This is a genomic window from Saccharothrix variisporea, assembly GCF_003634995.1.
GTDB lineage: Bacteria > Actinomycetota > Actinomycetes > Mycobacteriales > Pseudonocardiaceae > Actinosynnema > Actinosynnema variisporeum.
On sequence record NZ_RBXR01000001.1, the window covers coordinates 1,803,640 to 1,829,000 of the forward strand.

Here is a 25,361-nt window from a genome sequence, read left to right on the forward strand (position 1 = left end):
GACTGCTGGGCGTTTCGAAACGATTCGACGCGCCCCCGGAATCACCTGCGGCAGGACCACGGGTCGGAGTACCGGAAATGTGGCACAGGCCGCACATCCCGGTCAACACCCCGAAGTATTTCCAACGTCTCGTTTCGAGAATGGTGTACACCATTTCCCGAGCACGCCGAACGCCCCTCGCACCACGGTGTGCGAGGGGCGACGGCGACCTTCGAGTATTACCCGAACAGTTCCGCGTGCAGGGAGAACGCCGTGGCGATCTCGGACTGCGCCCAGAACCTGTGGTAGGTGAAGGTCGGCGCGGACCCGCCGTTCAGGTAAGCCTGAACCTTGGGCCAATCGGGGTCGTTCTTGAAGAACGAACGGATCGACAGGAACGTCGACGAGCTGTTGATGGTGTCGCCGTTGGGCATCTTGCCGGTCCAGCCCGACGGGATGTAGACACCTTCACCGGTCGACGAGTTGTACGGGTCGTCGAAGCGGTTGTAGTCGGTCCGGGTCTCCGGAACCGCGATGCCCTTCGAGTCCTGGTGCGCCAGGAACGCGGTCAGCAGACCCTCACCCGTGGCCTTGGCGGCGGCGTTGCCGCTGCGGGCCGCGTAGTTGAGCAGCGTCTTGGCCAGCGAGGCACCGACACCGACGTCCTGGCTGTAGTTCAGCACGCTCACCCGGAGGTTGGCGTTGGCGCCCGGCGAGGTCGGGTTCCAGTTGTCCGGCGCACCCGTCCAGCTCAGGTCGGACGGGATCTGGAAGTTGCCGCCGGTGCCGACGGTGGTGTTGGCCAGCGCCCAGGGGACCCACTTGTCGAGGATCTTCTTGGCGCGCGGGTCACCGGTCATCTGGTACAGCGACGCGGTGCGCTCCATCTGCCACACCTGGAAGCCGAACCAGCGGTTCGACGGCGGGTCGCGCCACACCGGGTGGGCGTCGTAGAACATGCCGTAGAACGTCGGCGTGCCCGCCGGCGGGGTGGCGTACTGCCCCTCCCACGTGTTGGTGACACCACCGGCGATGCCGCCGTCGGTGGACTGCAACCACTGCAGCAGCTCCAGCTGGCGGTCCAGGGACTTGGCCCAGTCCTGCTGGCCGGTGGCCGACTTGGGCTTCAGCGCCGCCACCTGCGACAGCGCGTAGGCCGCCAGCGGGTTCTGGTAGCCCTGGTGCGACGCGCCGTCACCGATGCGCCACGCCCAGCCGGCGGACGTGTCCGTCGCGCCGCCCCAGGCGTAGTACCAGGACATCAGGTAGTGCGCGCTGTCCTTGCCGGTCGCGGCCGGGCACGAGGTCGGGCTGGTGCAGTTGCCGATCTTCTTGAAGTACTTGTCGAACATGGCGTAGCGCAGGTAGTCGCCCATCTTGGCGGCCTTGCCGACCTCGGTGGCGATGTCGGCGCTCTTGCCCTGCGCGGTCGCCCACTGCTGGGCCAGCAGCGCCACCTGCACCGCACGCGCGTCGGCGTCCGGGGCGTTGGTGTACTTCCACTGCTTGGCGTAGGACGAGTCCTTGGTGAACAGGTCCAGGAAGCCGTTCGGGCCGCCGTGCTTGAACGTGTCGCACGAGGGCTGCGGCACGGTCTCCCACACCGACTCCGACGAGCCGCGCTGGTAGGTGTTGATGTACGCGGGCGCGGTGTTGGTGCCGTCACCGCAACGGCCGAAGCCGTAGGTGTTGTCCACGTCCATCAGCCAGTGCATGCCGTAGATGTCCGGCGTGCCGTAGGCGGACTTCAGCTCGCCCGCGATCGGGTCCGAGCCCACCGGGACGTTGCTGTCCAACTGCGACGGGTACAGGTCCATGCGCGGGTGCTCGGGAGCGTAGGTCGCCGGCTTGGACGCGTTGTACTTGTCGTTGGTCGGCTGGTCGGCCGTGGCCGGGATGATGTACTTCTCCATCGACGCCCACGCGGACTTGAACGGCGCCCAGTTGCCGGTGATCCGGCCGTAGCTGGCCTCCAGCCACAGGTAGTAGCTGTAGGCCTCGGACGTCGTCTGGTGGCCGTGGTCGGGCGCCTCGACCATCAGGGTCTCGACCGAGTGGTAGGGCACCTTCAGACCGTCCGGGAAGGTCCGGAAGTAGCCGCTGGCCGGGTCGTGGATCTTGTTGTACTGGTCCAGGAACGCCTGGGTGAAGTCCGACGAGCCCTTGGCGATCTCGGTGACCGTGGCCGTGGCCGAGGTGACCCCGGTGGCGCTCGCGGTGAACGTCGCCGACGCGAGGTCGCCGCCGTTGTCCGCCGAGGTGACCGTGACGTTCTGCTTGGTCGACCAGTTGGTCGTCGTGAACGTCAGCGACGTCGGGGCCGCCGTGAGGTCGGCGCTACCCGCGGTGCGGCCGATGTTGACCGTGACGCTGGACGAGGGCGCGGTGGCCAGCGACACCGAGAAGGTCGCCGTGCCGCCCTGGCGCACGTTCAGCGTGGGCGGGCTGATCTGGATCGCCTGCCCGGCCAGCACCCGGATGCCCACCGGCGCGGAGTTGCCGATGCCGCCCTTGTTGTCCGTGGCACGCGCGGAGATGGTGTGCTCACCGACCGCCGCACCGGCCCACGAGCCGCTGAACGGCGCGCTGGTGTCGGTCGCGACGACCACGCCGTCGGCCAGGAACTCGACCTTGCTGACGGTGCCGTCGCTGTCGGTCGCGGTCGCCTCCAGCGGGATCGCCTGGCCGGACTGGAAGGCCTGGCCCGCCGTGGGCGAGGTCACCGCCACAGTCGGCGCCACGTTCGGGCCGGTGCACCGGGTGCCGTTGATCGCGAAGTCCTCGGGCGCGCGGTTCTGGGTCGTCCACGAGCCGTTGAAGCCCACCGAGTACTCGGAGTTCGCCCCCAGGTTGGGCGCCCAGGACGGCGCGGCCACGGTGACCACGGCGCCGGACTGGGTGAACGTGCCGTTCCAGCCCTGCTGGACCCGCTGGCCGTCCGGGAAGGTCCACGTGAGGCGCCAGTTGTTGACCGGGTCGCCCGAGTTCTTGATCGTGACGTTGGCGCCGAAGCCGCCCTGCCACTGGTTGGTGACCTGGTAGTTCACCGTGCACGTGATCGCGGCCTGCGCGACCGGTGCCACGAGCGGCATAATGCCTGCGGCGGTCGCCGCCGCCGCGATCAGCGCGAGCGGTCGACTGCGCGACCGTCCGGCTCTGGTGCGGTACCTCATGCGTCCTCCTCCTGCACGGATCAGCCGTTGACCCGCGAGCCTGCGAAAGGGCGGTGGGGGTTGGAATCGGCACGGGACGCCTGGGCGCGCAGAACGCCCCGTGCCGAGGTCGTGGCTAGGGCTCGACGCCCCAGACGAGCGCGCCGCCGGTGTGCGCGGTGACGCGGTCGAAGTCGGTCAGGGTGGAGCTGACCCGGTAGCTGTAGTCGTTGGTCTGGTCGAAGGACGACCAGTCGGACTTGGCCACGCGCAGCTGGATGTCACCGGTCTGGGCGCCCGCGTTGAGCGTCCCGGCGGCGAAGGTGACCTGGAGGTAGGCGTCCGCACCGGTGCGGGCGGTCGCCAGCTTCACCACCGTGGCGCGGACGTTGCCGCAGCCGACCACGGCCCAGTCGCAGAACACCTGGTAGTTGGCGTTGGCGGCGTCGCCGGTGAACCAGTACCGCAGGGTCACGGTGTCCAGCCCGACCGCGGAGGTGCCGCGGTTGACCAGGTTCAGCGTGGTGCCGATCTGGTTGGAGGTCGCGCCGCCGTTGCCGCGCTGCTGCGCCACCAGGCCGCCGGTGACCGAGCCGGTCTTGGTGCGGAAGGTGACCGCGGTGCTCGCCGCCGAGACGTTGCCCGAGGTGTCCTTGGCGCGCACCGAGAACGTGTAGGACGTGTCCGGGGTGAGGCCGGTGACCTGGGCGGTGGTGCCGCTCGCCGTGGCGGCCACCGTGCCGTCCGGGCGCAGGACGTCGTAGCCGGCGACGCCGACGTCGTCCGTGGACGCGGTCCAGGTCAGCGTGGCGCTGGAACCGGTGATGGTGGTCGCGGTCAGTCCACTCGGGACGGTCGGCGCCTCGCGGTCCACCGGGACCTCGCCGGGTTCCTTGCCCCAGACGACGTTGCCGCTCTCGCGCAGGACCACCCGGTCGGTCTGGACGACGGTGTTGCCCGAGCCGAGGCCGGTGTAGGACCAGTCGTTGGTCGGGTCCCACGTGCCGGCGCTGGTGATGCGGAACTGCACCTCGTGCCGGTACGCGGACTGGCCGCCCGGGTAGACGTCGGCGCACGGGATGTCCACGTAGTAGACGTTGCCGCTGAACCGGACCGGGCCGGAGGCCGTGCCGCACTGGTTGTAGTTCGTGGTGACGGTGATCTGCTCGGGCGTGGTCGAGCCGTCGAGGGTGAAGTAGTAGCGCAGCGAGCCGTTGAACGTGCGGGCGGGCCACGCGGACTTGTTGAGGATGAACGCCTTGAACTCGCTGAACTGCGCCGACGACTGGGTGACCGACGCCTGCACGGTCAGCTCCGGGCCGTCCGGGGTCTCGGCGACCGGGAAGTTGGCCAGCGGGGTGCCGCCGTACTCCTTGTAGAGGCGGGCGAGCGCACCGGTGAAGCCGGCGTTGTAGTCCAGCGCGACCTCGTTGGCCACGTAGTCCTGGCGGCTGTCGGTGTACTTGTCGTCGTTGGTGCTCGGTCCGCCGACCAGCGCGCCGTAGAGGGTGTGCCGGCTGGTGACCGGTTCCTGGATGCTGTCGGCCCACGCGCCGTGCGCGGTGCGGTGGTGCGGGTTGCGCGGGGCGTTGGCGCCGAAGCCGACGACGTAGCTGGAGTTGCGCGGGTTGTCGCCCAGCGCGTAGTTGATCTGCTTGACGCCGAAGTCGTGGTAGGTCGCGGCCCGGGTGGCGTCGGTGGCGCGCAGCCAGTCGCTGTAGAGCAGGGCGACGAACGCCGTGTTGGCCGCGTACCGCAGCGAACCCCAGGTGTCCAGCACCGCCTGGCCGCCGGGCGAGTAGCGGATCCGGTTGCCGTTGTAGCCGGTGGTCCAGTAGTCCAGCCAGCGGTTGGCGTCGGCGACGTACTCGGCCTCGCCGGTCAGCTTGGCCATCAGGGCGTAGGCGCCGTAGGACTTGTCGTCCCACGCGATCGTCCACTTGTAGGACCGGGTGGTGCTCTGCGGCTCGGTGCCCAGCTTCGGGTACTCCGCCTTGGCCTTGGTCAGGTAGGAGGTGTCACCGGTCGCGCGGTAGAGCCAGATCGCGCCCCACACCAGCTCGTCCTGGTAGCCGCTCCACGAGTTGTAGAAGTTCGCGGCGTCGGTGATGCAGGAGCTGTACTTGCCGCGGTAGGTGTCGGCGAAGGTGTACAACTGCTTGGCGTGGGTCAGCAGCGTCGCGGCGTAGGTGGGGTCGGTGGGCTTGAAGACCATCGAGGACGCGGCCAGGGCGGCGGCGTACTCGCCGGCGAGGTCGGAGCCGGGGCAGGAGGCGTCCACCTTGTACGACGGGCGCGCCATCCGCATCACCTCGGCGGGACCCCACCAGGCGTGGTCGGGGTTGCCCGCGCCGACCTGGCCGTAGACCACGTTGGGCGACGGGTGCGCCTTGACGATCCAGTCCGTGCCCCACTTGAGGTTGGACAGCAGGTACTTCAGCTGGCCGGAACCCTCGTAGGCGTCGCGGTTCTCCACCGCGCCCCACGCCAGCATCGTCATGGACGCGCCGAAGGGCAGGCCGAACTTCACGTGGTCGCCGGCGTCGTAGAACCCGCCGGTCAGGTCCAGGCCGACGTCCGAGCCGTCGCGCATCGCCGAGTCGCCGCGCCAGTTCACGCGGTTGTCGGCGGGCAGGTCGCCGGAGCGTTGGGCGTCGTAGAACCAGATCGACTTCTGCAGCGCCTCGCCGTAGTTGAAAGCGGGCGCGGCCGTTGCCACGGGTTGCAACGGGGTGAGCGTCAGCGCGCCGACCAGCACCGCGAGCGTGCCGGCCGCCGCACCGGACATGCGTCGTCGCATGCGGTGCCTCCAGGAAGCAGGGGATTCTGGGAGCGCTCCCAGCGAGGGACTGTAACCGCAACGCAACACCGTGAAAAGAGGCTGAACCGCAGCCCGCAGACCAATGCACCGAACGCCGTCGCACAACTGCGCCGAATGCCGCAATTCGCGAATCGCGCCCGATCGGCGTTCGACACCGTCTCAACAGACCGGAATGGAGCAATGCGCGCGGAAAATGCCTACTCAGCGTGCCGTTGTAACGTTGCAAGGCGCTGACGAGCACCTTCACCCCGTCGATTCGACGCGCTTCGATCCACCGACCGTGAAAACGATCAACGTCCTGCGGCCGACGACCGCAACGGCTTACCCCTTTTGCCGAGGCCTTCGGAATGGTTACAGTGCCGCCGACTGGGAGCGCTCCCAATAGGCGAGGGCTCCTCCCGACATCGACGTCGGCGGAAGGATGGCGATGAGGAAAGGCAAGGCGGCGGCCACGGCCGCGCTGGCCGGCACCCTGGTTGCGGGCGCGGCGGTCCTGGCCCTCGGCGGCGGCGTGCCCGCCGCGCACGCGGCCGACTCGGCGTTCTACGTGGACCCGAACACCGGCGCGGCGAGGTGGGTGGCGGCGAACCCCGGCGACTCGCGGACACCGGTGATCCGCGACCGGATCGCGTCGGTCCCCCAGGCCCGCTGGTACACCACGACCAACACCTCGACGGTCCGCGCCGAGGTGGACTCCTTCGTGGGAGCGGCGGCGGCAGCGGGCAAGATCCCGATCCTCGTCGTCTACAACATCCCCAACCGCGACTGCGGCGGCGCCAGCGGTGGCGGCGCGCGCTCGCACTCGGAGTACCGGGCGTGGGTGGACCAGGTGGCGGCGGGTCTGGCCGGGCGGCGGGCGTCGATCATCCTGGAACCGGACGTGCTGCCGATCATGACCAACTGCCAGTCCGCCGACCAGCAGAACGAGACGCGGGCGTCGATCGCGTACGCGGGCAAGAAGCTCAAGTCCGGGTCGTCGCAGGCCAAGGTCTACTTCGACATCGGCCACTCGGCGTGGCTCAGCGCGTCCGAGGCGGCCAACCGCTTGCGCAGCGCGGACATCTCCAACAGCGCGGACGGCATCTCGCTCAACGTGTCGAACTACCGCTACACCAGCACGGAGGTGGCCTACGCCCGCAGCGTGCTCAGCGCGGTGGGCGACTCGCGGCTGAAGGCCGTGATCGACACCAGCCGCAACGGCAACGGCCCCGCGGGCAGCGAGTGGTGCGACCCGGCCGGCCGGGCGATCGGCACGCCGAGCACCACCAACACCGGTGACTCGCTGATCGACGCCTTCCTGTGGATCAAGCTCCCGGGCGAGGCCGACGGCTGCATCGCCGCGGCGGGCCAGTTCGTGCCGCAGCGGGCCTACGACCTGGCCATCGCCGCGGGCCCCATCACCAGCACCACCACTTCGACCAGCACCACCACTACTACGACCACCACCACGACCACCACGACCACGCCCCAGCCCGGCAACGGGTGCGCGGTGCGGCACCGCGTGACGAGCGCGTGGTCGGGCGGTTACACCGGGGAGATCGTGATCGAGAACCGGGGCGCGCCGATCAACGGCTGGACCCTGACCTTCTCCGCCCCCGGCGTGACCGTCACCCAGGGCTGGAACGGGACGTGGACCGACAGCGGCGACGTGGTCCGCGTCGGGAACGCGTCCTGGAACGGCAACCTCGCCACCGGTGGCACCGCGACCATCGGCTACCAGGCGAGCTACTCGGGAAGCACACCTCCGTTCTCGTCTCCCACCTTGAACGGCACGGCCTGCTCCTGACGACCGTTCCCAGCCCCGCGGCTCCCCGCACCGGTGATGGCAGTCCCGGTGCGGGGAGCCGCCTATCCTTGGCCCCATGACCCCCGACGAGGCAGTGGCCCTGCTGACCGACCCGGAGTCCCCGGCCGAGGACCGCTACCAGGCCCACGCGGACCTGACCGCGGCCGCGGCGTCGGGCGACCGGGAGGCGGAAGCCGCCCTGCACTACCTGCGCTGGAACCGCTCCGGCCGCACGGCCTGCGACGCCGACTAGCCCGAGAGGCCCACCGGCCGGTCGTGCGGGACAATGAGCGGGTGCCGAAGACCTGCCCCTGCGGCTTGGGCGAGCCCTACGAGTCCTGTTGCGGACCCCTCCACCACGGGACCAAGCCCGCCCCCACCGCCGAAGCCCTGATGCGCTCCCGTTTCACCGCCTTCGCCCTGGGCAACGAGCCCTACCTCCTGCAGACCTGGCACCCCACCACCAGGCCCAAGCGCATCGACTTCGACCCCGACCAGCACTGGACCCACCTGGTCGTCCACGACCGCACCGACGGCACCCCCTTCCACACCACCGGCACCGTCGAGTTCACCGCCCACTACCGCTACCAGGGCGAACCCCAGGAACTCCACGAGAACAGCCGTTTCGTCCGCGAGAACAACCGCTGGCTGTACGTCGAACCGGTGTGACCCCTCTCTAGCGCGGCACGTTCTGGGACCCTCGCACGCCGGTCTCACTCCCGCGCGGCAAGGTGCAGCTCGCCCCGGTGTTCAGCCCACCCGCCGACGTGTCCAGGCCACCCTTCCGAGCCGTTCCCTCGTACCCCGCCACACAGGGCGCCGGCTCGAAGAACGTCAAAGCCAACCCGAAGGACGCCTGCCCGCCGCGCACGGTCGAAGCCCCCACGCTGACCACGTCCGGCACGGTCACCAGCACCTCCTCCAGCTGCCCCTGCCGGGTCACCATCACGTCCGCGGTGGTCAGCAGGTTCGCCAGCAGGATCCCCAGGTTCGGCCCCGACTCCCGCAACAAAGCGCTCACCTCCGCCGCCGCACCGGGCGCGGACGCGATCAGCCGACGCAAGTCACCGTCCGCCGAGCGCAATCGCTCCGCCACCAGCAACGCCGAGTCGGCGAAGGAGTTGATGGCCGCCGAGTGGTCCAACTGCGTCTGGAGCACCACCAAGGAATCGTTCAGCAACTTGGTGGTCTGCGGCAGGTGCTTGCCGGCCGTCTCGGTGAACTCGCGGGTCGCGTCCAGCAGCACCTGCAGGTCCGGGCCGGTCCCGCGCAGCGCGTTGTCCAGCTCCTCCACCACGGTCTGCAACGACTCGATCGGCACCGACCTGGCCAGGTCGTCCAAGCTGGTCAGCACCTGCTCCACCGGCAGCGGCAACTTCGTCTGCCACTGCGAGATCACCGACCCCTCCCCCAGGAACGGCCCGCCGCTCCCCCGTGGCCGCAGGTCGACGTACTGCTCCCCCACCGCCGACCGGTTGGCGACCACGGCCTCCAGGTCCGCCGGGATCGCCGGCGCACCGGCGGCGATGCGCAGCTCGACCTCCACCCGCCGGTCCACCCACCGGATCGGACCGACCCGCCCCACGGGCACACCCCGGTACGTCACCTCGCCCCCGGTGAACAGCCCGCCGGTCCGGGCCAGCTCCAACTTCACCCGATAACCGTCGTCCACCACCACGACACCCGCGTACTTCGCCCCCACATAAGTAACGCCCAACAAGGCGATCACCGCGAACAACAGGATCTGCAACCGCATCCGACCCGTGATCATCAACGGCCCCCGGTCTTCAGCGTCAGGTACGTGTTCAGGTAGTCGCCCTTGACCCCGTCCAACACCGCGTCGGTGAACGGGAACGTCAACAACAGCTCCAACGACTGCGGCAACGCCTGCCCCGCCTCGGCCAGCTTCCGCAGAGTCGGCTCCAAAGCGCGCAAATCAGCGACCAGGTCCTCACGGCTCCGGTTCACCGTGTCCACCGCGACGCCCGACAACTCGTGCAGCGTGGTGAGCATGGTGACCAACTGCCCGCGCTGCTCGTTCAGCACCCGCAACCCCGGCTCCAAGCCGTCGAGCACCTCGCCGATCTCGCCCTTCTTGGCCTCCAACGACTTGGCGAACCGGTCCATCCCCTCGATGGCCCGCGTGATCTCGCCCTTGTGCTCGTCCAGCGCACCCACGAAAGTGTCCACAGTGGACAGGAGCGACTTCACCGCCGTCTCGTTGCCGTCCAGGGCCGCGCTCAGCTCGCGCGAGATGTCCTGGATCTGCCCGATCCCGCCACCGTTGAGCAGCATGGACAGCGCCCCGAACACCTCCTCCACCTCGGGGTTGCGGTTGGTGCGCGCCAACGGGATCACCGCGCCGTCCGCCAACGGGGAGGCTGCAGGGTCGGCCGGAGCGTCCAGCTCCACGAACTTCTCCCCCAGCAGGCTGGACTGCCGAAGCCGCGCCAAGGCGTTCGCCGGCAGCCGCACGTCCCCGCGCACGGCCAGGTGCACCAGCGCCATCGACCCGTCCTCGGACAGCTCGACCCGCTCGACCTTCCCCACCGGCACGTCGTCCACCTTGACGCCCGCGTGCGGCACGAGGTCGAGCACGTCGTCGAACTCCACCACCACCCGGTACGGCCGGTCGCCCAGGTCCGCGCCGCCGGGCAGCGGCAGGTCGTAGGCGCTGGGGATCGCCGAACAGCCGGTCAGCACCAGCACCAGCGCGAGCACCAACACCCTCATCGGACACCCCCGGGCACGCTCAGCAGATCGGCGACGAACTCGTTCAGGTTGGCCCGCGCGTTGAGCGTCCCGGTGGTCGGGTCGTAGGCGTTGACCACGTTGTGCAGGGCGACCGGGGCCACGTCCAGCACCTCGGCCAGCGACTTCTGCTGGTTCACCAGGGTCCCGGTGATGCCGGCGAGGTCGTCCACAGTGGACTTGACCCGGTCGCGGTTGTCCCGCACGAACCCGCGCACCTGCTCCAACGCCGTGGCCAACTCGCCCAGCGCGGCACCGAGGTCGTCCCGCTCGGCGGCGAAGAAGCCGGACACGTCGGCCAGCTGCTCGGCGAGCGTGCCGACCTGTTCGTCATTGGCGGCCAGCATGCTGGTGAACTCCTGGAGGTGGTCGATCGTGCCGAACAGGTCCTCCCGCGACCCGGACAGCGTTCGCGCGGCGTCGGCCAGCTGCCGGATGGACTCCCCCAGCGTGGTCCCGGTGCCGTCGAGGTTCGCCGCGCCCGTCTTGAGCAGGTCCGACAGCGCGCCCTCCTTGTTGGCGCCGTCAGGCCCCAACGCGGTGAGCAACGTGTCCAGGCTCTTGTAGAGGTCGTCCAGCTCGACCGTGCCGGCCGTGCGGATGGTGGTGATCACCGCGCCGGCCGCCAACTTCTCCCCACCCGTGTAGACGGGGGCGAGCTGCACGTACCGGTCGGCCACGATGTTGGGCGACACGACCACGGCCCGCACGTCGGCCGGCACGTCCACGTCGTGGTCGATCTCCAGCTCCACCCGCACCGACCCGCCCTCGGGCACCACGGCGACGACCTCGCCGACCTTCACGCCCAGCACCCGCACGTCCGACCCCTCGTACACACCCACCGCCGCGGTGAAGTAGGCCGTCACGTGCTGGGAAGCGGGCCGCAGGAAGATCCACCACACGGCGACGGTGGCCAACAGCACCAGCACCAACCCCTGCGCCAGCGCCACGAACAGCCGCCGCCTGCCCCGAGTCCGGACGAACATCAGCGGCCTCCCGGTGCGCAGTCGCGGCGACCGCCGGGTTGGGCGACCAGTCCGCACAGGTAGGTGTCCACCCACTGCCCGTTGCCCAGCGAGTTGTTCAGCAGCCGGTAGTACGGCCCGGCCAGCGCCAGCCCCCGGTCGAGGTTCTCCTGGTTGCGGCGCAGCACGTCGGTCACCTTCTCCAGCTGCTCCAGCGCCGGGCCGAGCTGCTGCTGGTTGTCCTGCACCAGCCCGGACAGCTGCCGGGACAGCTCGCGCGTGCCGTCCAGCAGCGCGGCGATGGCCTGGCGGCGGTGGCCGATCTCCTCCAGCAGCTTCACCCCGTCGGTGATGAGCGCGGCGAAGTCGTTCGTGCGGTCGGCCAGCGCGCCGCTGATCTTGTTGGCGCCCTTGACCAGGTCGGCCAGCTGCTCGTCGCGCGAGGAGATCGTCTTGGACAGCGCCGACAGCCCCTCCAGCGCCTGCTTCACGTGCTGCGGCGAGTCGCGGAAGGTGTCGGACAGGACCCGGAAGCTCTGCGCGAGCTGGTCGGTGTCGATCTTGGTGATGGTGTCGGACAGGCCGCTGAACGCCTCGATCACGTCGTACGGGGACGTCGTGCGCTCCACCGGGATCGGTGTGTCGGGGTCGAGCTTGTCGCGGCCCTCGGAGTCCAGGGCGAGGAACTTCTGGCCCAGCAGCGTCTTGATGCGGATGTCGGCGCGGCTGCGGTCGCCCAGCTCCAGGCCCTTCACGCGGAAGGTCACCCGCACCTTGCCGTCGTGCAGCCGCACGTCGGTCACGTGCCCGACCTTCATGCCGGCCACCCGCACCTCGTCGTCCGCGCGCAGCCCGGCGGACTCCTTGAAATAGGCCTCGTACCGGGTGCCGCCGCCGAAGAACGGCACGTCCTCGATGAAGAAGGCCAGCAGCGAGGTGATCGCGATGAACGCGAGCCCCGCCGCGCCGAGCAGGACCGGACGCCGGGTCATCGGTGGCACCTCTGTTCGGTGATCGGGAGCCCCACCGGCGGTCCGCCCGGCGCGGGCTGGGCGTCCGAGGACGCCAGGCACAGGTAGAAGTTCAGCCACGAGCCGTAGGAGGAGATCCGGCCGATCGCCTCGAACTTCACCGGCAGGGTGCGCAGGAACGGTTCCAGCTCGGGGGCGTTGCCGAGGTTGCTCGAGAGCACGCCGAGGGCCGCGATGTCGTCCTTCAACGGCTGCCGGCCCTGTTCCAGCAGCGAGGCGGTGGCATCGCTGAGCGCGGCCAGGCCGGTGATCGCGTTGCCGATGGGTTGGCGGTCGGCGGCGAACCCGGACACCAACTGGCGCAGGGAGGTCAGCAGGGTGCCGAACCGGTCGTCCCGGGAGTTCACGGTCTCCAGCACGGCGTTGAGGTTCTCCACCACCTTGCCGATCACGTCGTCCTTGGCGGCCAGCGCGGTGGTCAGGGAGGCGGTGTGGGCGAGCAGGCTCTCCACCGTGCCGCCCTCGCCTTGGAGCACCTGGATGATCTCGTGGGACAGCTTGTTCACGTCGTCCGGGTTCAGGGCCTGGAACAGCGGCTTGAACCCGTTGAACAGCAGGGTCAGGTCCAGCGCGGGTCGGGTGCGCTCGACCGGGATCAGCCCGCCCTCGGGCAGCCGCTCGGAGACCCGCCCGGCGGGCTGCTCCAGGGCGATGTACCGCTGGCCGACCATGTTGCGGTACTTGATGGTCGCGGTCACCGCGGCGGACAGCGAACGCCCGTTGTCCACCGAGAACTCGACGTCCACCAGTTCGTCGTCGACCAGCTTCACGCCCTCGACCTGGCCGACCTTCACCCCCGACATGCGCACGTCGTCGCCCTCGGCGACCGCGGTGACGTCGGTGAACCGGGCGGTGTAGGTGGCGGTCGACCCCACGTTGGTCCCCGCGATGGTCGAGGCGAGGAACGTCGTGGCCGCGACCGTCACCACCACGAAGATCAAGAACTTGGTCAGCGGTGCCGCTATCGACCTCATCGGACCCCCATCAGCAGGCCGGCCCACCCCGGCACCTGGTCCGGCGCGACGGCGTTGACCGGTCCCGCCGGGCAGTGCGGCGTGCCGCCCCGGCGCAGGACCGGGTCGTCGCGCCCCGGCACGTACTTCTGCCCCGGCGGCACGACGGTCACGTTCGCGTGCATGCCGGGTTGGTCGGTGCCCTTGCCGAGCACCTGGTCCATGCGCGGGCGCAGGTCGTTGACCGCGACCAGCACGCACGGGAACGACGGCGAGTAGGTGGCGAACAGCTCCAGCGTCGGGCGGCTGCGGTCGGACAGGCCCACGAACGTCTCGCCGTGGTCCTTGAAGAACGCCGTCAGGTCGGCGGCGGCCGTGGTGAGGCTGGCGTAGACGGAGTCCAGGTCCGCCCGCTGCTGCGCGATGGTGCGGCTGGTCGTGGTCAGGTCCTTCAGGGCCTGCACCAGGTCGGGACCGGCGTCGGCGTAGACGCCGGACATGTCGGCGAACTTGGTGATGTCCTGCTTGAGCACCGGCAGCTGCGGGTTGAGTTCACGCAGGTAGGCGTCCAGCCTGGTGATCGTCTCGCCCAGGGCCGCGCCCCGCCCGTCCAGGGCCTGCGCCATCGCGCTGAGGGTGGCGGACAGCTTGTCCGGCCGCACCGCCTGCAACGTCGGCAGCAGGTCGTTGAACACCCGCTCGATCTCGATCGCGCCGGACGTGCGGTCCTGCTCGACCACCGCGCCCTGGTGGAGCGCGCCGGCCGGGGCGTCGGGCAGCTCCAAGCTCACGAACCGCTCGCCGAACAGGGTCTTGGGCAGCAGCCGGGCGGAGACGTTGGCCGGGATGCGGCCGACCTCCTCGGGCCACATCGACAGCTCGACCTCCGCGCCGGACCCGTGCGACCGCACGGCGCCGACCTGCCCGACCTGGACGCCGAGCAGCTTGACGTCCGAGTCGACCTGGAGCTGGTTGCCGACGTGGTCGGTGCGCAGCAGCACGGTCACCCGGGTGGTGAACACCTTCAGGTAAGCCGCGACGGACAGCCCGCACAGCGCGACGATCAGCGCCACGAAGACCAGCCCCAGCAGCCGTCGGCGGAATGCCATCGGTTATTCTCCGGGAAGGGATTTGTGAATGCGGCCGAAATAACATTACCGACCAGTACGTTACTGTCGGGTGTCCGGCCGCACAAGCAGCCGAAAAGGCTTGTCAGTTCCGTGACAAAGACCGTGGCACAGACCACTCACACCCGCACAAAAACCGGTCCCGCCCTGGCGCCGCGGGTGATCGTGGGGCTACGAATGTTTCGGCCGAGTCCTAGTCGGGGGGTGGAGCATGGTCAGGTTCGTGCACTGCGTCCGGGTGCTGCACCGCGCCGGTCTGGTGGAGCCGCTGCGGCCCGTTCGGGCGGTGCGCTCGCTGGTCGAGGTGCGTGCGCACGGCCCGCTGCTCGGGTCGGTGCTGCGGGGCGCCCGGTACCAGCCCGACCACGTCGCCTTGATCGACGAGCACGGCTCTCTCACCTACCGCGAGCTGCACGAACAGTCCTCGGCGCTGGCCCGTGCGCTGCACGGGTCGGGCGTGCGGGCCGAGCACGTGGTGGCGCTGCTGTGCCGCAACCACCGGGGCGCGGTGCTGGCCATGCTGGCGTGCGCCCGGATCGGGTCGCGGGCGCTGCTGCTCAACACCGGTTTCGCCGGGCCGCAGCTGGCCGACGTCACCCGGCGGGAGCGGGTCGTGGCGCTGCTGCACGACCCCGACTTCGCCCCGGTGGTGGCCGAGGTGCCGCCCGAGGTGGCCCGCTTCCCCACCGACGAGTTCGACGCGCTGGTGTCGTCCGCGCCCTTCGCGGAACCGCCTCGGCCTTCGCGTCCCGGTCAGGTCGTGCTGCTGACCAGCGGCACCACCGGAACGCCGAAGGGCGCACACCGCGAGGTGCGCTCGGCGTTCGCGGCCGTGGACTTCCTCGACCGCATCCCGCTGCGCGCCCGGGAGACCTCGCTCATCGCCGCGCCGGTGTTCCACGGCATCGGGTTCGCCCACCTGGTGCTCGCGCTGGGCCTGGGCTCGACGGTCGTGCTGCGCCGCCGGTTCGACGCGCGCGAGGCGGTGGAGCTGCTGGCCCGACACCGCTGCACGGCGATCATGCTGGTGCCGACCATGCTGCGGCGCATCCTCGACCTGGGTCCGGTGGAGCTGGAGTCGCACGACCTGTCGGCGCTGCGGGTCGTGCTCAGCTCCGGCTCGGACCTGCCCGCGCCACTGGCCGCGGAGGCGACCAAGCGGTTCGGCGAGGTCGTGTACGACCTGTACGGGTCGACCGAGGTGGCCGTGGCGACCGTGGCCACGCCTTTGGACTTGCGGACCGCCCCGGGCACCGTCGGCCGACCGCCGCGCACGTGCGAGGTGCGCCTGTACGACGCGGAGGGCCGGCGGGTGACGAAGCCGGGAGCGGTCGGCCGGGTGTTCGTCGGCAGCGGACTGCGGTTCAGCGGCTACTCGGGCGGCGGCGGCAAGGACACCCTCGACGGCCTGGTCTCCACCGGCGACCTCGGCCACTTCGACGCGGGCGGCCGGCTGTTCGTGGACGGCCGCGAGGACGACATGATCGTCTCGGGCGGGGAGAACGTCTACCCGTCGGAGGTGGAGCAACTGCTGGCCACGCACTACCAGGTGCGCGAGTCGGTGGTGCTGGGCGTGCCGGACGAGGAGTTCGGGCAGCGGCTGCGGGCGTTCGTGGTGCCGGTGCCGGGGGCGCGGATCGACCCGGAGGCTTTGAAGGTCTTCGTGCGGGACCGGCTGGCCCGGCACAAGGTGCCCCGGGAGGTGGTGTTGTTGCCGGCGCTGCCACGCAACGCGACCGGCAAGGTGCTGCGGCGCGAGCTGCGGTAGCGGGGTGCCATGTCACGCAGGCTCCTCTCGACCGGGTCACGCAGGCTTTTCTCGACCGGGTCACGCAGGCTTCTCCCGCCACGGCGAAGGCCGAGTCACCCAGGCATCCCTCGCCACTGCGACGCCAAGTCACCCGGGCATCCACCCGCCCACCCCCTCCCAGGCCACCCCGCACAAGCCGGCGCGCGGGCGCGCCCCAGCGCGCTTCGCACGCGGACCTCGCGCTGCGCGCGGTCGCACGGCCCGGCGAAGCCGGCCGTGCCCGCCGCAGGCGGTGCAGTTGGGGCTTGTGCGGGGTGGCCCGGGTGGGGGTGGGCGGGCGGATACGCCCGACGCGACACAGCCCCACCCCCGCCCCGCAACTCCCGGCCCCGCAACCCCCGCCCCGCAACCCCCGGCCCCGCAACCTCCGCCCCGCGACCCCCGCCCCCGGCCCTCGCCCCCCCCCGATCCCCGGCCCCGGCCCTCGATCCCCGGATCCCCGGCCCCGAGCCCCGAGCCCCGACCCGCAAGGCGGTGCCACGTTTTTGTCACCGGCGGCACAAAGCGCGCGGACGTTTTGTCACGGAAGTGCGCCTTGGTTGACCGCGAGCAAGATCAAAAATACAGTGTTCGGAATCACACCTGAGGCGTTTGGTGGTGGGCGAACCGCATGAACAGAACCGGAGAACTACACGCCCCGGAATTACCGCTCATCGGGAACGTGGACCTGTGGGAGCAACTCCCCGCCGACCTGGCGCCGAAGTTCCGGGCCAACGCCGGCGCGGTGGCCACGGACATGGTCCGGGAAATCCAGTGCTCGATCGCCGAATACTCCCAGAAGTTGGAGGGGATGTTCGGCCAGGTGGTCGTCGAGGGCGTCGAGCAGGCGATCCACCAGTTCATCGACCGGATGGTCGACCCGACCGCGCAGCGCGAGGACCGCGCGAAGCTGTTCCGGCTGCTGGGCAAGCTCGAGGTCAGCGCGGGCCGCAGCCTGGACCTGCTGCAGACCGCCTACCGGATCGGCGCGCGGGTCGCGTGGCGGCGGATCTCGGAGTTCGGGCTGCGCGAGCGGGTGCCGCTGGCCACCATGTGCCTGATCGCCGAGGCGATCTTCGCCTACATCGACGAACTGTCCCTGCGCAGCATGGAGGGCTACGCCGAGGCGCAGGCCCGCCACGCCGGGGCCGTCCAGCGCCGGCGCAAGCGGCTGCTGGACCTGATCCTGGGCGAACCCGGCTACCACCCCAGCGCCCTGGCCGACCTCGCCGACGCCGCGCACTGGCCGGTGCCGGAGAAGGTCGTCGTGGTGGCCCTGGAGAGACGCACCGACCAGCACCAGCTGCCGATCCCGGCCCTGCACGAGGACATCCTGATGGACCTCGAAGGCAGCGAACCGTGCCTGCTGCTGACCGACCCCGAACGGCAACTGGTCGCCCTGGAGCACAAGCTCGGCGGGTGGCGCGCGGCGGTCGGGCCGGTGGTGCCGCTGGCCAAGGCGCGGCAGTCGCTGCGGTGGGCGCGGCGGACCATCACGCTGATCCAGTCCCGGGTCATCCCGGACCGGCCGATGGTGGACACCACCGAGCACCTGTCCACGCTGCTCCTGCTCGGCGACGAGGAGCTGCTGCGGGAACTGGTGCGCCGGACGCTGGCCCCGCTGGACGGGCTGACCCCCAAGCAGCAGCAGCGCATGCGGGAAACCATGACCGCCTGGGTGGAGACCCGGGGCAGCGCGCCGGAGGTGGCGTCGTCGCTGGCCGTGCACCCGCAGACCGTGCGGTACCGGCTGCGGCAGCTGGAGGAGCTGTTCGGCGACCGCCTGCACGACCCGGACGCGTTGTTCGACATGGGCATCGCGCTGCGGGCGCTCCGGCTGCTCGACACCCGACGAACCGCCTGAAGCCCGCCAACCGGCCGGCCCCCGCCCGGAGCCGGCTGGAACCCGCCTAGAACTGCGCGGTCAGGGTCATCTCCAGCTTGTTGTCCGGACCGGAGATCAGGCCGGAGAACAGCGGGTCGAGCTTCTCCGCGCCCTGGCAGCCGGCGAACGGCGGGATGGTGAAGGTCGCCTTCATCGGGATCTTCGCCAGGTCGAACGGGCCTTCCAGGTCGATCGACGCGGGCGTGGCGGTCTTGCAGTCCGGGCCCACGTCGAGGGGCTGGCCGTTGACGTGGACCTCGCTGAGCTTGATGTGCAGCTGGGAGTTGGCCTTGATCTGCCCGGCGGCGATCTTGCCGACGACCTGCGCGGTCGGGATGAGGTCCACGCGCGCGGTGTTGGGCATGAAGCCGAACACGATGAAGTAGCCGTTGCTCGGGGGCAGGGTGAGGTCGCCCTTGAGGTCGCCGGTGATCAGGTCGATCTCGGTCTCCAGGGTGCCCGGCCCGATGACCAGGTCGGACTGCAGCTTGGCGACCCGGTTCACGCCGTCGACCTTGTACTTGAGCTTCAGCCCGGCGGCCGGCAAGGGCGGCTTGACCTGCGCGTACCGCACGACGTACCCGCGCGGCGCGAGGGCCAGCGCGAGCACCGCCACCACCGCGACGACCAGTGCGACCCTCACCCGGAACAACCCCTTCCGCGCATTCTCGCAAAAATTAAGCTCACGCGACCGCGCGGACAACTGTTACCCGGTGTTCCAGCACCCGCGTGACAAATCCGGTCGCCGGTTTTGTGGGTCCGCGGACAATCAGGCGGTCGGCAGGGTGGTCAGCTGGTCGGGCGTGGGCGGGGTGATGGTGACCGGCTTGCCCCAGTCCCGGAACACCGCCGTCACGGTCACCGGCTCGCCCTCGGGCACCGGGGTCTTCAGCTCGGTCTTCACCGGCAGGTCGGCGTCGTCCACCCACAGCTTGAGCACCGACGCCTGCCCGTTGACGGTGACGTGCGCGGTGTAGCGGACGGCCGTCCGCCCGTTCACCGGCTCCTCCGCCTTCTCCACGAGCTGCGCACCTTCGGGCAGCGCCTTGCGGATGTCGGCGGAGTCGCGGATGTGCACGGCCACGTCCGCCATGGCCTGGCCCAACGGGTTGCGGGTGTCCGCCGGGTCCAGCTTGAGCCACGGCTTGTCCGGCTGCGGCGCCTGGCCGTCCGGGATGCGCACGAAGATCCCGTCCGGCACCATCACGTAGGCGACCTTCTCGGCGTCGGCGATGGAGATCTCGCACGTGGCCGCGTAGTCGCTGGTCCGCAGCCCGCAGCTGCCCTTGCCGCTGGTGGCCAGGTCGAGGTCCACGGTCACCGACTGCTTGCCCTCCGCCGCCACCCGGTTGGCCTCGGCCAGCGCCTGCGGGCTGTCGAAGGTGCGCAGGCCCGACGACGCCGGTTCGCCGGTGCAGGCGGACAGGGACACGGCGGCCAGTGCGGCCAGGACGACACGGTGGGCGCGCATGCTTCTCCTCGGTCCGGAATGGTCGAACAATTCCCCGACCGGGCCACTGTAACCACGGCGAGAACGATTCGTAGCGGACCGTTTGCAGCTTCGAACAAATGCGCAACAACACCGTGGAGAACTGTAAAAGCCGTGACAAGAACTACGGCTTGCGCACCGAGTCCAGCAGGTTGCGCGCCACCACCCGGAGCTTGGTGTTGTTGAGCTGCGACTCGGCCACCAGGGTCGCGAACGCCTCGTCCGCGCTCACCCCGTGCGCCGCCATGAGCACGCCCTTGGCCTGGTCGATCTCCGCCCGGGACTCCAGCGCCCGCTCCAGGCTCTTGACCAGCTCCCGGGAGCGCTCGTACCGGCGGAAACCGGTGATGGCGGTGGACGCGGCCGTGGTGAACAGGCGCAGCAGCGCCTCGTCGAAGGGGTCGAACGCGCGCGGCTCGGAGCTGTAGAGGTTGAGCGCGCCCAGCACCGAGCCCTCGACCAGCAGCGGCGCGGACAGGTACGCCTTGACGCCCACGGCCTCGGCCGCCGCCGCGAACTCGGGCCACTTCTCGCGCGCCTCGGCCACGCCCACCCGCACCGGCCGCTCGGTCCGGGACGCCTCCAGGCACGGGCCGTTGCCGGCGGCGTACTGGTCGGTGTCGATCGCCACGACCCTCTGGTCGGTGGCCGCCGCGGTCTGGGCGGACCCGCCGGTGACCACGGTCACGGAGACGTTCTCGGCGTCGGAGATGACCCGCGACGCGGACTCCACGAGTTGCTGGAGCACCTCACCCAGGGGCTGCTCGTCGGCCAGCACGGCCGCGAGGTGCTCGAACGCCTCGCTCGCCTCGTCCAGGACCGACGCCGGCGCTCTGTCTTCGATGCTCACCAGCACTGTTTACACCGCGCGCGCCATAATCGCCGCTACCGGATGGGGGTGAAGCGGTGCGCGTGCTGCTGGTCGAGGACGACGACGGTGTCGCCGAGGCGCTCGTGGAGGCTCTGGAGGCCAACGGGCACCACCCGCGGCGGGTCGGGAGGGGCTCGGACGCGTTGACCGCGCACCGGGACTTCGACCTGCTCCTGCTGGACTTGGTCCTGCCCGACATCGACGGCCTGGAGGTGCTGCGCAAGATCCGCAAGGTGGCGCAGACGCCGGTGCTGGTGCTGACCGCGCGGGGCGACGAGCGGTCCATCGTGCGGGGGCTGCGCTTGGGGGCGGACGACTACCTGGTCAAACCGGTGCGCCTGGGCGAGCTGCTGGCCCGGATGGACGCGGTGGCGCGGCGCAGCGTCCGGGTGGGACCGGCCGACCGGGTGGTGCGGGTGGGGGACGTGACCATCGACCTGGAGGGCCGGCGGGTGGTCGTCGGGGCCGCCGAGGTGCCGCTGACCACGAAGGAGTTCGACGTGCTGGCGGCGCTGGCGCGGCGCGCGGGCACGGCGGTGAGCCGGCAGCAGCTGATGGACGAGGTGTGGGGCGACGCCTACCTGGCGGTGTCGCGGTCGCTGGACGTCCACCTGGCGGGGCTGCGCGCGAAGCTGGACCGGCCGGGCCTGCTGACCACGATCCGCGGGTTCGGCTACCGGCTGGCCTCCGGGGACGGCGACTGAATGCGCCGCCGCCTGCTGCTGGTGCTGCTGCTGTTCTCCGCCGCCGCCGTGACGGCCTTCGCCGTGCCGCTGCTGTCGGCGACCGCGACCGAGCGGACCCAGCGGTTCGCGATCAGCCGGACCGCCGACCTGGACCGGTTCGCGGCGCTGGCCCAGCAGGCGGAGACGTCCGGGGACAGCGCGGCGCTGGTCGACGAGGTGACCGCGTACGTCGCCCTGTACGGGGAGCCGGTCGTGGTGGTGGACGCGCGCCGCCGGCCGGTCGCCCAGGCGGGGCTGACCGCCGACGACCCGGCGCTGGCCGACGTGCTGGACGCGGCGCTGCGCAACCAGCCCGCGCCGGCCGTGCCGACGATCAAACCGTGGTCGACGGGGACGGTGGTGTTCGCGCGGCCGGTCGGGACGGGCACGCGGGTGGCGGGCGCGGTGGTGCTGCGGGCGTCGCTGGACCGGGCGGCCGGGGACGTGATGTCGCGGTGGCTGATGGTGGCGGCGGGGGCGTTGGCGGCGGCGGGCGGGTCGCTGCTGCTGGTGCTGGCGCTGGCGCGGTGGCTGCTCAAGCCGCTGGCGGACCTGGCGGTGGGCGTGCGGGCGGTCGCGGCGGGCGAACGGCGTGCGCACGTGCCCGAGCGGTTCGGCCCGCCGGAGGTGCGGGAGCTGTCGGAGTCGTTCAACCGCATGTCCGACGCGGTGACCGAGGCCGCCGACCAGCAACGACGGCTCATCGCGGACGCCTCGCACCAGCTGCGCAACCCGATGGCCGCGCTGCGGCTGCGCATGGACACGTTGAGCGCGCAGGTCAAGCCGGAGGGCCGGCGCGTCTACCAGGCCGGGGTGGCGGAGTTCGAGCGGCTGGAGTCGCTGCTGGACGGCCTGCTGGCGCTGGCGTCGGCGGAGAGCACCGCGACCGAGGTCGCCGCGGGTGGTCAAGAGCCCGAGTTGGCCGACCTGGGGGTGGTGGTCGCCGACCGCGCCGACTTCTGGCAGGTCCCGGTGCCGGCCGCGCCGCGGGTGCCGGTGCTGGTGCGGTGCCCGGAGTCCGACCTGGCGCAGGTGCTGGACGTGCTGCTGGACAACGCGATCAAGTACGGCGGCGGCGTGCGGGTGACCCTCGGCGCGGACCGCGCGGCCGGCGTGGGCTGGGTCGAGGTGGCCGACGACGGCCCCGGCCTGACCGACGAGGAGCTCTCGTTGGCCACCTCGCGGTTCTGGCGCGGCCGGACCGACCAGCCCGGCACCGGCCTGGGCCTGGCCATCGCCGACCGGTTGGCGCAGGCGCACGGCGGCACCCTCGAACTGTCCACTGTGGACGGCCTGGTGGCCCGGGTCGTCCTGCCGCTGGAGCCGACCCTGTGAACCGCCGCCTGTTCCTGCTGGCCCTGCTCACCGCCGGCTGCACCGGTGGCTCGTCCGCCGCGGGCCTGCGCATCGCCGCCGGCGAGAAGGGCGGCCTGTACTTCGACTTCGCCACCCTGCTGGCCGCCCAGCTGCCCGGCGTGGTGGTGGAGACCCAGGGCAGCCTGGAGAACCTGGACCAGCTGCGCGACGGCCGTGCCCAGATCGCCCTGGCGCTCGCCGACGCGGCCGGCACCGCCGACCCGGCCCTGGAACTGCGCGCCCTGGGCCGGGTGTACGAGAACTACCTGCAACTGGTGGTGCGCGAGGACGACCCGGCCCAGACCGTGGCGGACCTGGCGGGCCGGCGGGTGTCCCTCGGCGCGGCGGGGTCGGGCGCGTCGCTGTCCGGCGAGCGGATGCTGGCCACCACCGGCTTGGCCCGGACCGTGCAGGTGGAGCACCTGCGGCTGGGCGAGGCCGCGCAGGCGTTGGTGGACAAGCGGATCGACGCGCTGCTGTGGTCCGGCGGGGTGCCGACGCCCACCCTGGCGCGCCTGTCCGGCATCCGCCTGCTGCCGCTGGCGAGCCTGCTCGGCGGGCTGCGGAACGCGTACGGGTCGGTGTACGAACAGGTCCCCGTGCCGGTCGGCGTGTACGGGGCGGGGCGCGAGGTGCCGACCATCGGCGTGGCGAACCTGCTGGTGTGCCGGGCGTCGCTACCCGACGACGTGGCCGCCGAGGTGACCCGGACGCTGGTGTCGCGGGCGGCGGCCCTGGTGCCGGACCAGGCGTTGGGGACGCAGTTCCTCGACGTGCGCAGCCTGATCGGCACGGCGGGCCTGCCGCTGCACCCCGGTGCCGCCGAGACGTACCGCGACCTGCACGGCTAGTGCTCTGTCCGGGAACGTGGACCGGTACGGCGGCTGGTGCCGCGCCCCTTTACAGTGTGGTTCCAGCATGACCGATCTGGCCAGGTGGGGGATGCCGCGTAACCGACGCCCGCAGGACCGGGAAGAGAAGCGCGGGGAGATCGTCGCCGCGGCCACGCGGTTGTTCGTGGAAGAAGGCTACGACCCCACGACGGTGGCGCGGATCGGGCGCGAGGCCGGGGTGACCTCCAACACCGTCTACTGGTACTTCAAGGACAAGGACGAGGTACTGGTCGCTGTTCTGGACGCGCTGTTCGCGCAGTTCCTGGCCGGCGTGGCGGAACGCTCGGCCGAATCGCCGGTCGAGCAGTTGTTGTGGGCGGTCGGCGAGTTGCGGCGGGTCGATCGGCTGATCACGACGGTGCACGCCAGGGTCGCGGCATCGGAGTCGCTGCGGGTGTGGCACGACGGCTTCCACGGGCAGGTGGAGGCGATCCTGCGGTGGCACCTGGCCGCGTTGGGCGTGCCGGAGGCCGAGCAGGACGCGATGACCCGGATCGGGGTGTTCGTCGTCGAAGGGATGCTGACACACACGGGCGACACCACGGGCGATCGCGCCATCGTCGAGACGTTGGTGCGCAGTGCCCGCGGCATCGCCGCCGTGCCGAGCTCCCGCGGCTCCGGGTGACGGGGCGGGTGGACTACCGGCCCGCCGGGGCCGTGAACCGGGTGGTGAGGAACCGGATCTGGTCCGCGACGGCACGCTCGAACAGGTCGCCGACGTAGATGTCGAAGTGGTCGCCGTCGTAGTGGTTGACCTGGACGTGCTCCTGCCCGGCCGCGAGGCGGGCCGTGGCGCGCGCGGGGGCGGCGCGGTCGTCGTCGCACACGCACAACAGGGTCGGCGCGGCGATCTTGCGCAGGTCCTTGCCCGGCCGGTACAGCGGCAGCCGCAACGCGAGCCGGGCCGCGATCGCGTTGGCGCTGTCGCCGTCCGGGCCCGTCATGACACCCCAGATCGTGTCGCGGCCGACAGCGGTGTCGCCGGGGCGGAACGGCTGCCCGCCCGTCTCGACGGTCGGGGACAGCCCCTTGCCCACGGCCGGGAGCCGGGCGAGGACCCGGGCGGTGCGCGGCGAGAGCCGAGACCCCGCCGGTATCAGCTTGGTCGCCGCGGCGATCGCGGTCGGCGACACCAGGAAGGCGGGCATCCACCACACCCCGACCACCGGAGCCAGCACCGGCCTCGCGCCGAACACCGACCCGACGACGTCGAGGACGGCGGCGATGACGAGCCCGATCATGCTCAGCGGACCGGCCCGGAACCGGGAGAGCAGCGACGCCGGACCGTCGGTGAACGGGCACTGGGCCACCACGGCGGCCACGCCGTGGTCCTCGCTCGCGACCCGCAGCACGTGCCCGCCGCCGAACGAGGTCCCCCACACCGCGATCCGGTCCGGGTCGACCTCCGGCAGGGACCGGCCGTAGGCCAGTGCCGCCCGCCAGTCGTCGAGCTGGTCGCCGATGTCGAGCAGTTGCCGAGGAGAGCCCTCACTGGCGCCCAGGTACCGGTAGTCGAACACCAGCACCACCCACCCCTGCGCGGCGAACCGCTCCGCGAACGCGTCCAACCGCCACCCCCGCACCGCGCCCAATCCGTGCGCCATGACCACCAACGGCCGAGGCCCGCCTTCGGCGGTCGGCACGTACAGCCACGCCGCGCACCGCACACCCCCGGACTCGAACCACACGTCCCGCCGCACCGACGCCGTGTGGCTGTCCTTCTCCGCCGAAGTTCCCATCGCCCACCTCGTCCAGCTCGCCCGCTCTTGACTTGCAATCAAGAACTTG

General features: G+C 71.0%; 21 protein-coding genes. 9 read left to right on the forward strand and 12 right to left on the reverse strand.

Annotated elements, in window-relative coordinates; all coding sequences use genetic code 11:
* Positions 1-218 precede the first annotated feature (218 nt).
* Positions 219-3,152 (reverse strand): glycoside hydrolase family 48 protein, encoded by a 2,934-nt coding sequence (locus DFJ66_RS07620; RefSeq protein ID WP_121219284.1) that lies wholly within the window; start codon positions 3,150-3,152, stop codon positions 219-221.
* 115 nt (positions 3,153-3,267) lie between these two features.
* Positions 3,268-5,931: a glycoside hydrolase family 9 protein gene (locus DFJ66_RS07625; RefSeq protein WP_121219286.1), complete on the reverse strand. Its 2,664-nt coding sequence runs from the start codon at positions 5,929-5,931 to the stop codon at positions 3,268-3,270.
* A gap of 448 nt (positions 5,932-6,379) precedes the next feature.
* Here DFJ66_RS07625 and DFJ66_RS07630 point away from each other — a divergent pair, with 448 nt between their 5' ends.
* The 3 genes from DFJ66_RS07630 to DFJ66_RS44065 all read left to right on the forward strand — a co-directional run bounded on the left by DFJ66_RS07630 (position 6,380) and on the right by DFJ66_RS44065 (position 8,407).
* Positions 6,380-7,738, forward strand: coding sequence for a glycoside hydrolase family 6 protein (locus DFJ66_RS07630; RefSeq protein ID WP_121219288.1), 1,359 nt, complete (start codon positions 6,380-6,382; stop codon positions 7,736-7,738).
* Between the two features lie 76 nt (positions 7,739-7,814).
* A complete protein-coding gene (locus DFJ66_RS44060) occupies positions 7,815-7,991 on the forward strand; it encodes a hypothetical protein (RefSeq protein ID WP_170199188.1) in 177 nt (58 codons plus the stop codon).
* Positions 7,992-8,032: 41 nt separating this feature from the next.
* A complete protein-coding gene (locus DFJ66_RS44065; protein ID WP_121219290.1) occupies positions 8,033-8,407 on the forward strand; it encodes a YchJ family protein in 375 nt (124 codons plus the stop codon).
* A gap of 7 nt (positions 8,408-8,414) precedes the next feature.
* Here the strand turns inward: DFJ66_RS44065 and DFJ66_RS07640 are convergent, their stop codons facing one another.
* Genes DFJ66_RS07640 through DFJ66_RS07665 form a run of 6 tightly spaced genes read right to left on the reverse strand, consistent with a single transcriptional unit; the run spans position 8,415 to position 14,547 of the window.
* On the reverse strand, positions 8,415-9,509 hold the full coding sequence (locus tag DFJ66_RS07640) for an MCE family protein (RefSeq protein WP_121219292.1): 1,095 nt from the start codon (positions 9,507-9,509) through the stop codon (positions 8,415-8,417).
* On the reverse strand, positions 9,509-10,471 hold the full coding sequence (locus DFJ66_RS07645; RefSeq protein WP_121219294.1) for an MCE family protein: 963 nt from the start codon (positions 10,469-10,471) through the stop codon (positions 9,509-9,511). Before DFJ66_RS07645 ends, DFJ66_RS07640 begins: the two co-directional genes overlap by 1 nt.
* Positions 10,468-11,475 carry an MCE family protein gene (locus DFJ66_RS07650; RefSeq protein ID WP_121219296.1) on the reverse strand — a complete coding sequence of 336 codons (1,008 nt, stop codon included), beginning with the start codon at positions 11,473-11,475 and terminating at the stop codon, positions 10,468-10,470. Before DFJ66_RS07650 ends, DFJ66_RS07645 begins: the two co-directional genes overlap by 4 nt.
* Positions 11,475-12,446, reverse strand: a complete 972-nt coding sequence (locus DFJ66_RS07655) for an MCE family protein (protein ID WP_121219298.1) — start codon at positions 12,444-12,446, stop codon at positions 11,475-11,477. The genes DFJ66_RS07650 and DFJ66_RS07655 overlap by 1 nt, the downstream gene beginning before the upstream one ends.
* Complete coding sequence (locus tag DFJ66_RS07660; protein WP_121219300.1) at positions 12,443-13,459, reverse strand: MCE family protein; 1,017 nt, start codon at positions 13,457-13,459, stop codon at positions 12,443-12,445. The genes DFJ66_RS07655 and DFJ66_RS07660 overlap by 4 nt, the downstream gene beginning before the upstream one ends.
* Positions 13,456-14,547: an MCE family protein gene (locus DFJ66_RS07665; protein WP_121219302.1), complete on the reverse strand. Its 1,092-nt coding sequence runs from the start codon at positions 14,545-14,547 to the stop codon at positions 13,456-13,458. The genes DFJ66_RS07660 and DFJ66_RS07665 overlap by 4 nt, the downstream gene beginning before the upstream one ends.
* 229 nt (positions 14,548-14,776) lie before the next feature.
* Between DFJ66_RS07665 and DFJ66_RS07670 the strand changes: the two genes are divergently transcribed.
* The gene (locus DFJ66_RS07670; RefSeq protein WP_121219304.1) at positions 14,777-16,333 is read left to right on the forward strand and encodes an AMP-binding protein; all 1,557 of its coding nucleotides are present in this window, start codon (positions 14,777-14,779) and stop codon (positions 16,331-16,333) included.
* A gap of 652 nt (positions 16,334-16,985) precedes the next feature.
* Entirely contained in the window at positions 16,986-18,218 is a 1,233-nt protein-coding gene (locus tag DFJ66_RS07675; RefSeq protein WP_121219306.1) for a PucR-like N-terminal domain-containing protein, read from the forward strand.
* 46 nt (positions 18,219-18,264) lie between these two features.
* On the opposite strand, the gene DFJ66_RS07680 is transcribed toward DFJ66_RS07675, so the two are convergent.
* From DFJ66_RS07680 to DFJ66_RS07690, 3 genes are all read right to left on the reverse strand, one after another.
* Positions 18,265-18,882, reverse strand: coding sequence for a hypothetical protein (locus DFJ66_RS07680; RefSeq protein WP_121219308.1), 618 nt, complete (start codon positions 18,880-18,882; stop codon positions 18,265-18,267).
* A gap of 126 nt (positions 18,883-19,008) precedes the next feature.
* Positions 19,009-19,710: a LolA-like protein gene (locus DFJ66_RS07685; protein WP_121219310.1), complete on the reverse strand. Its 702-nt coding sequence runs from the start codon at positions 19,708-19,710 to the stop codon at positions 19,009-19,011.
* A gap of 142 nt (positions 19,711-19,852) precedes the next feature.
* Positions 19,853-20,578: an ANTAR domain-containing response regulator gene (locus tag DFJ66_RS07690; protein WP_246029624.1), complete on the reverse strand. Its 726-nt coding sequence runs from the start codon at positions 20,576-20,578 to the stop codon at positions 19,853-19,855.
* A gap of 56 nt (positions 20,579-20,634) precedes the next feature.
* Here DFJ66_RS07690 and DFJ66_RS07695 point away from each other — a divergent pair, with 56 nt between their 5' ends.
* The 4 genes from DFJ66_RS07695 (at position 20,635) to DFJ66_RS07710 (ending at position 24,198) form a co-directional block, all read left to right on the forward strand.
* Entirely contained in the window at positions 20,635-21,303 is a 669-nt protein-coding gene (locus DFJ66_RS07695; RefSeq protein ID WP_121219314.1) for a response regulator transcription factor, read from the forward strand.
* Positions 21,304-22,659 (forward strand): sensor histidine kinase, encoded by a 1,356-nt coding sequence (locus DFJ66_RS07700; RefSeq protein ID WP_121219316.1) that lies wholly within the window; start codon positions 21,304-21,306, stop codon positions 22,657-22,659.
* The gene (locus DFJ66_RS07705) at positions 22,656-23,531 is read left to right on the forward strand and encodes a TAXI family TRAP transporter solute-binding subunit (RefSeq protein ID WP_121219318.1); all 876 of its coding nucleotides are present in this window, start codon (positions 22,656-22,658) and stop codon (positions 23,529-23,531) included. The genes DFJ66_RS07700 and DFJ66_RS07705 overlap by 4 nt, the downstream gene beginning before the upstream one ends.
* Before the next feature lie 67 nt (positions 23,532-23,598).
* Positions 23,599-24,198 carry a TetR/AcrR family transcriptional regulator gene (locus tag DFJ66_RS07710; RefSeq protein WP_246029625.1) on the forward strand — a complete coding sequence of 200 codons (600 nt, stop codon included), beginning with the start codon at positions 23,599-23,601 and terminating at the stop codon, positions 24,196-24,198.
* Positions 24,199-24,211: 13 nt separating this feature from the next.
* On the opposite strand, the gene DFJ66_RS07715 is transcribed toward DFJ66_RS07710, so the two are convergent.
* Positions 24,212-25,312, reverse strand: a complete 1,101-nt coding sequence (locus DFJ66_RS07715; RefSeq protein ID WP_121219322.1) for an alpha/beta hydrolase — start codon at positions 25,310-25,312, stop codon at positions 24,212-24,214.
* Positions 25,313-25,361 lie beyond the last annotated feature (49 nt).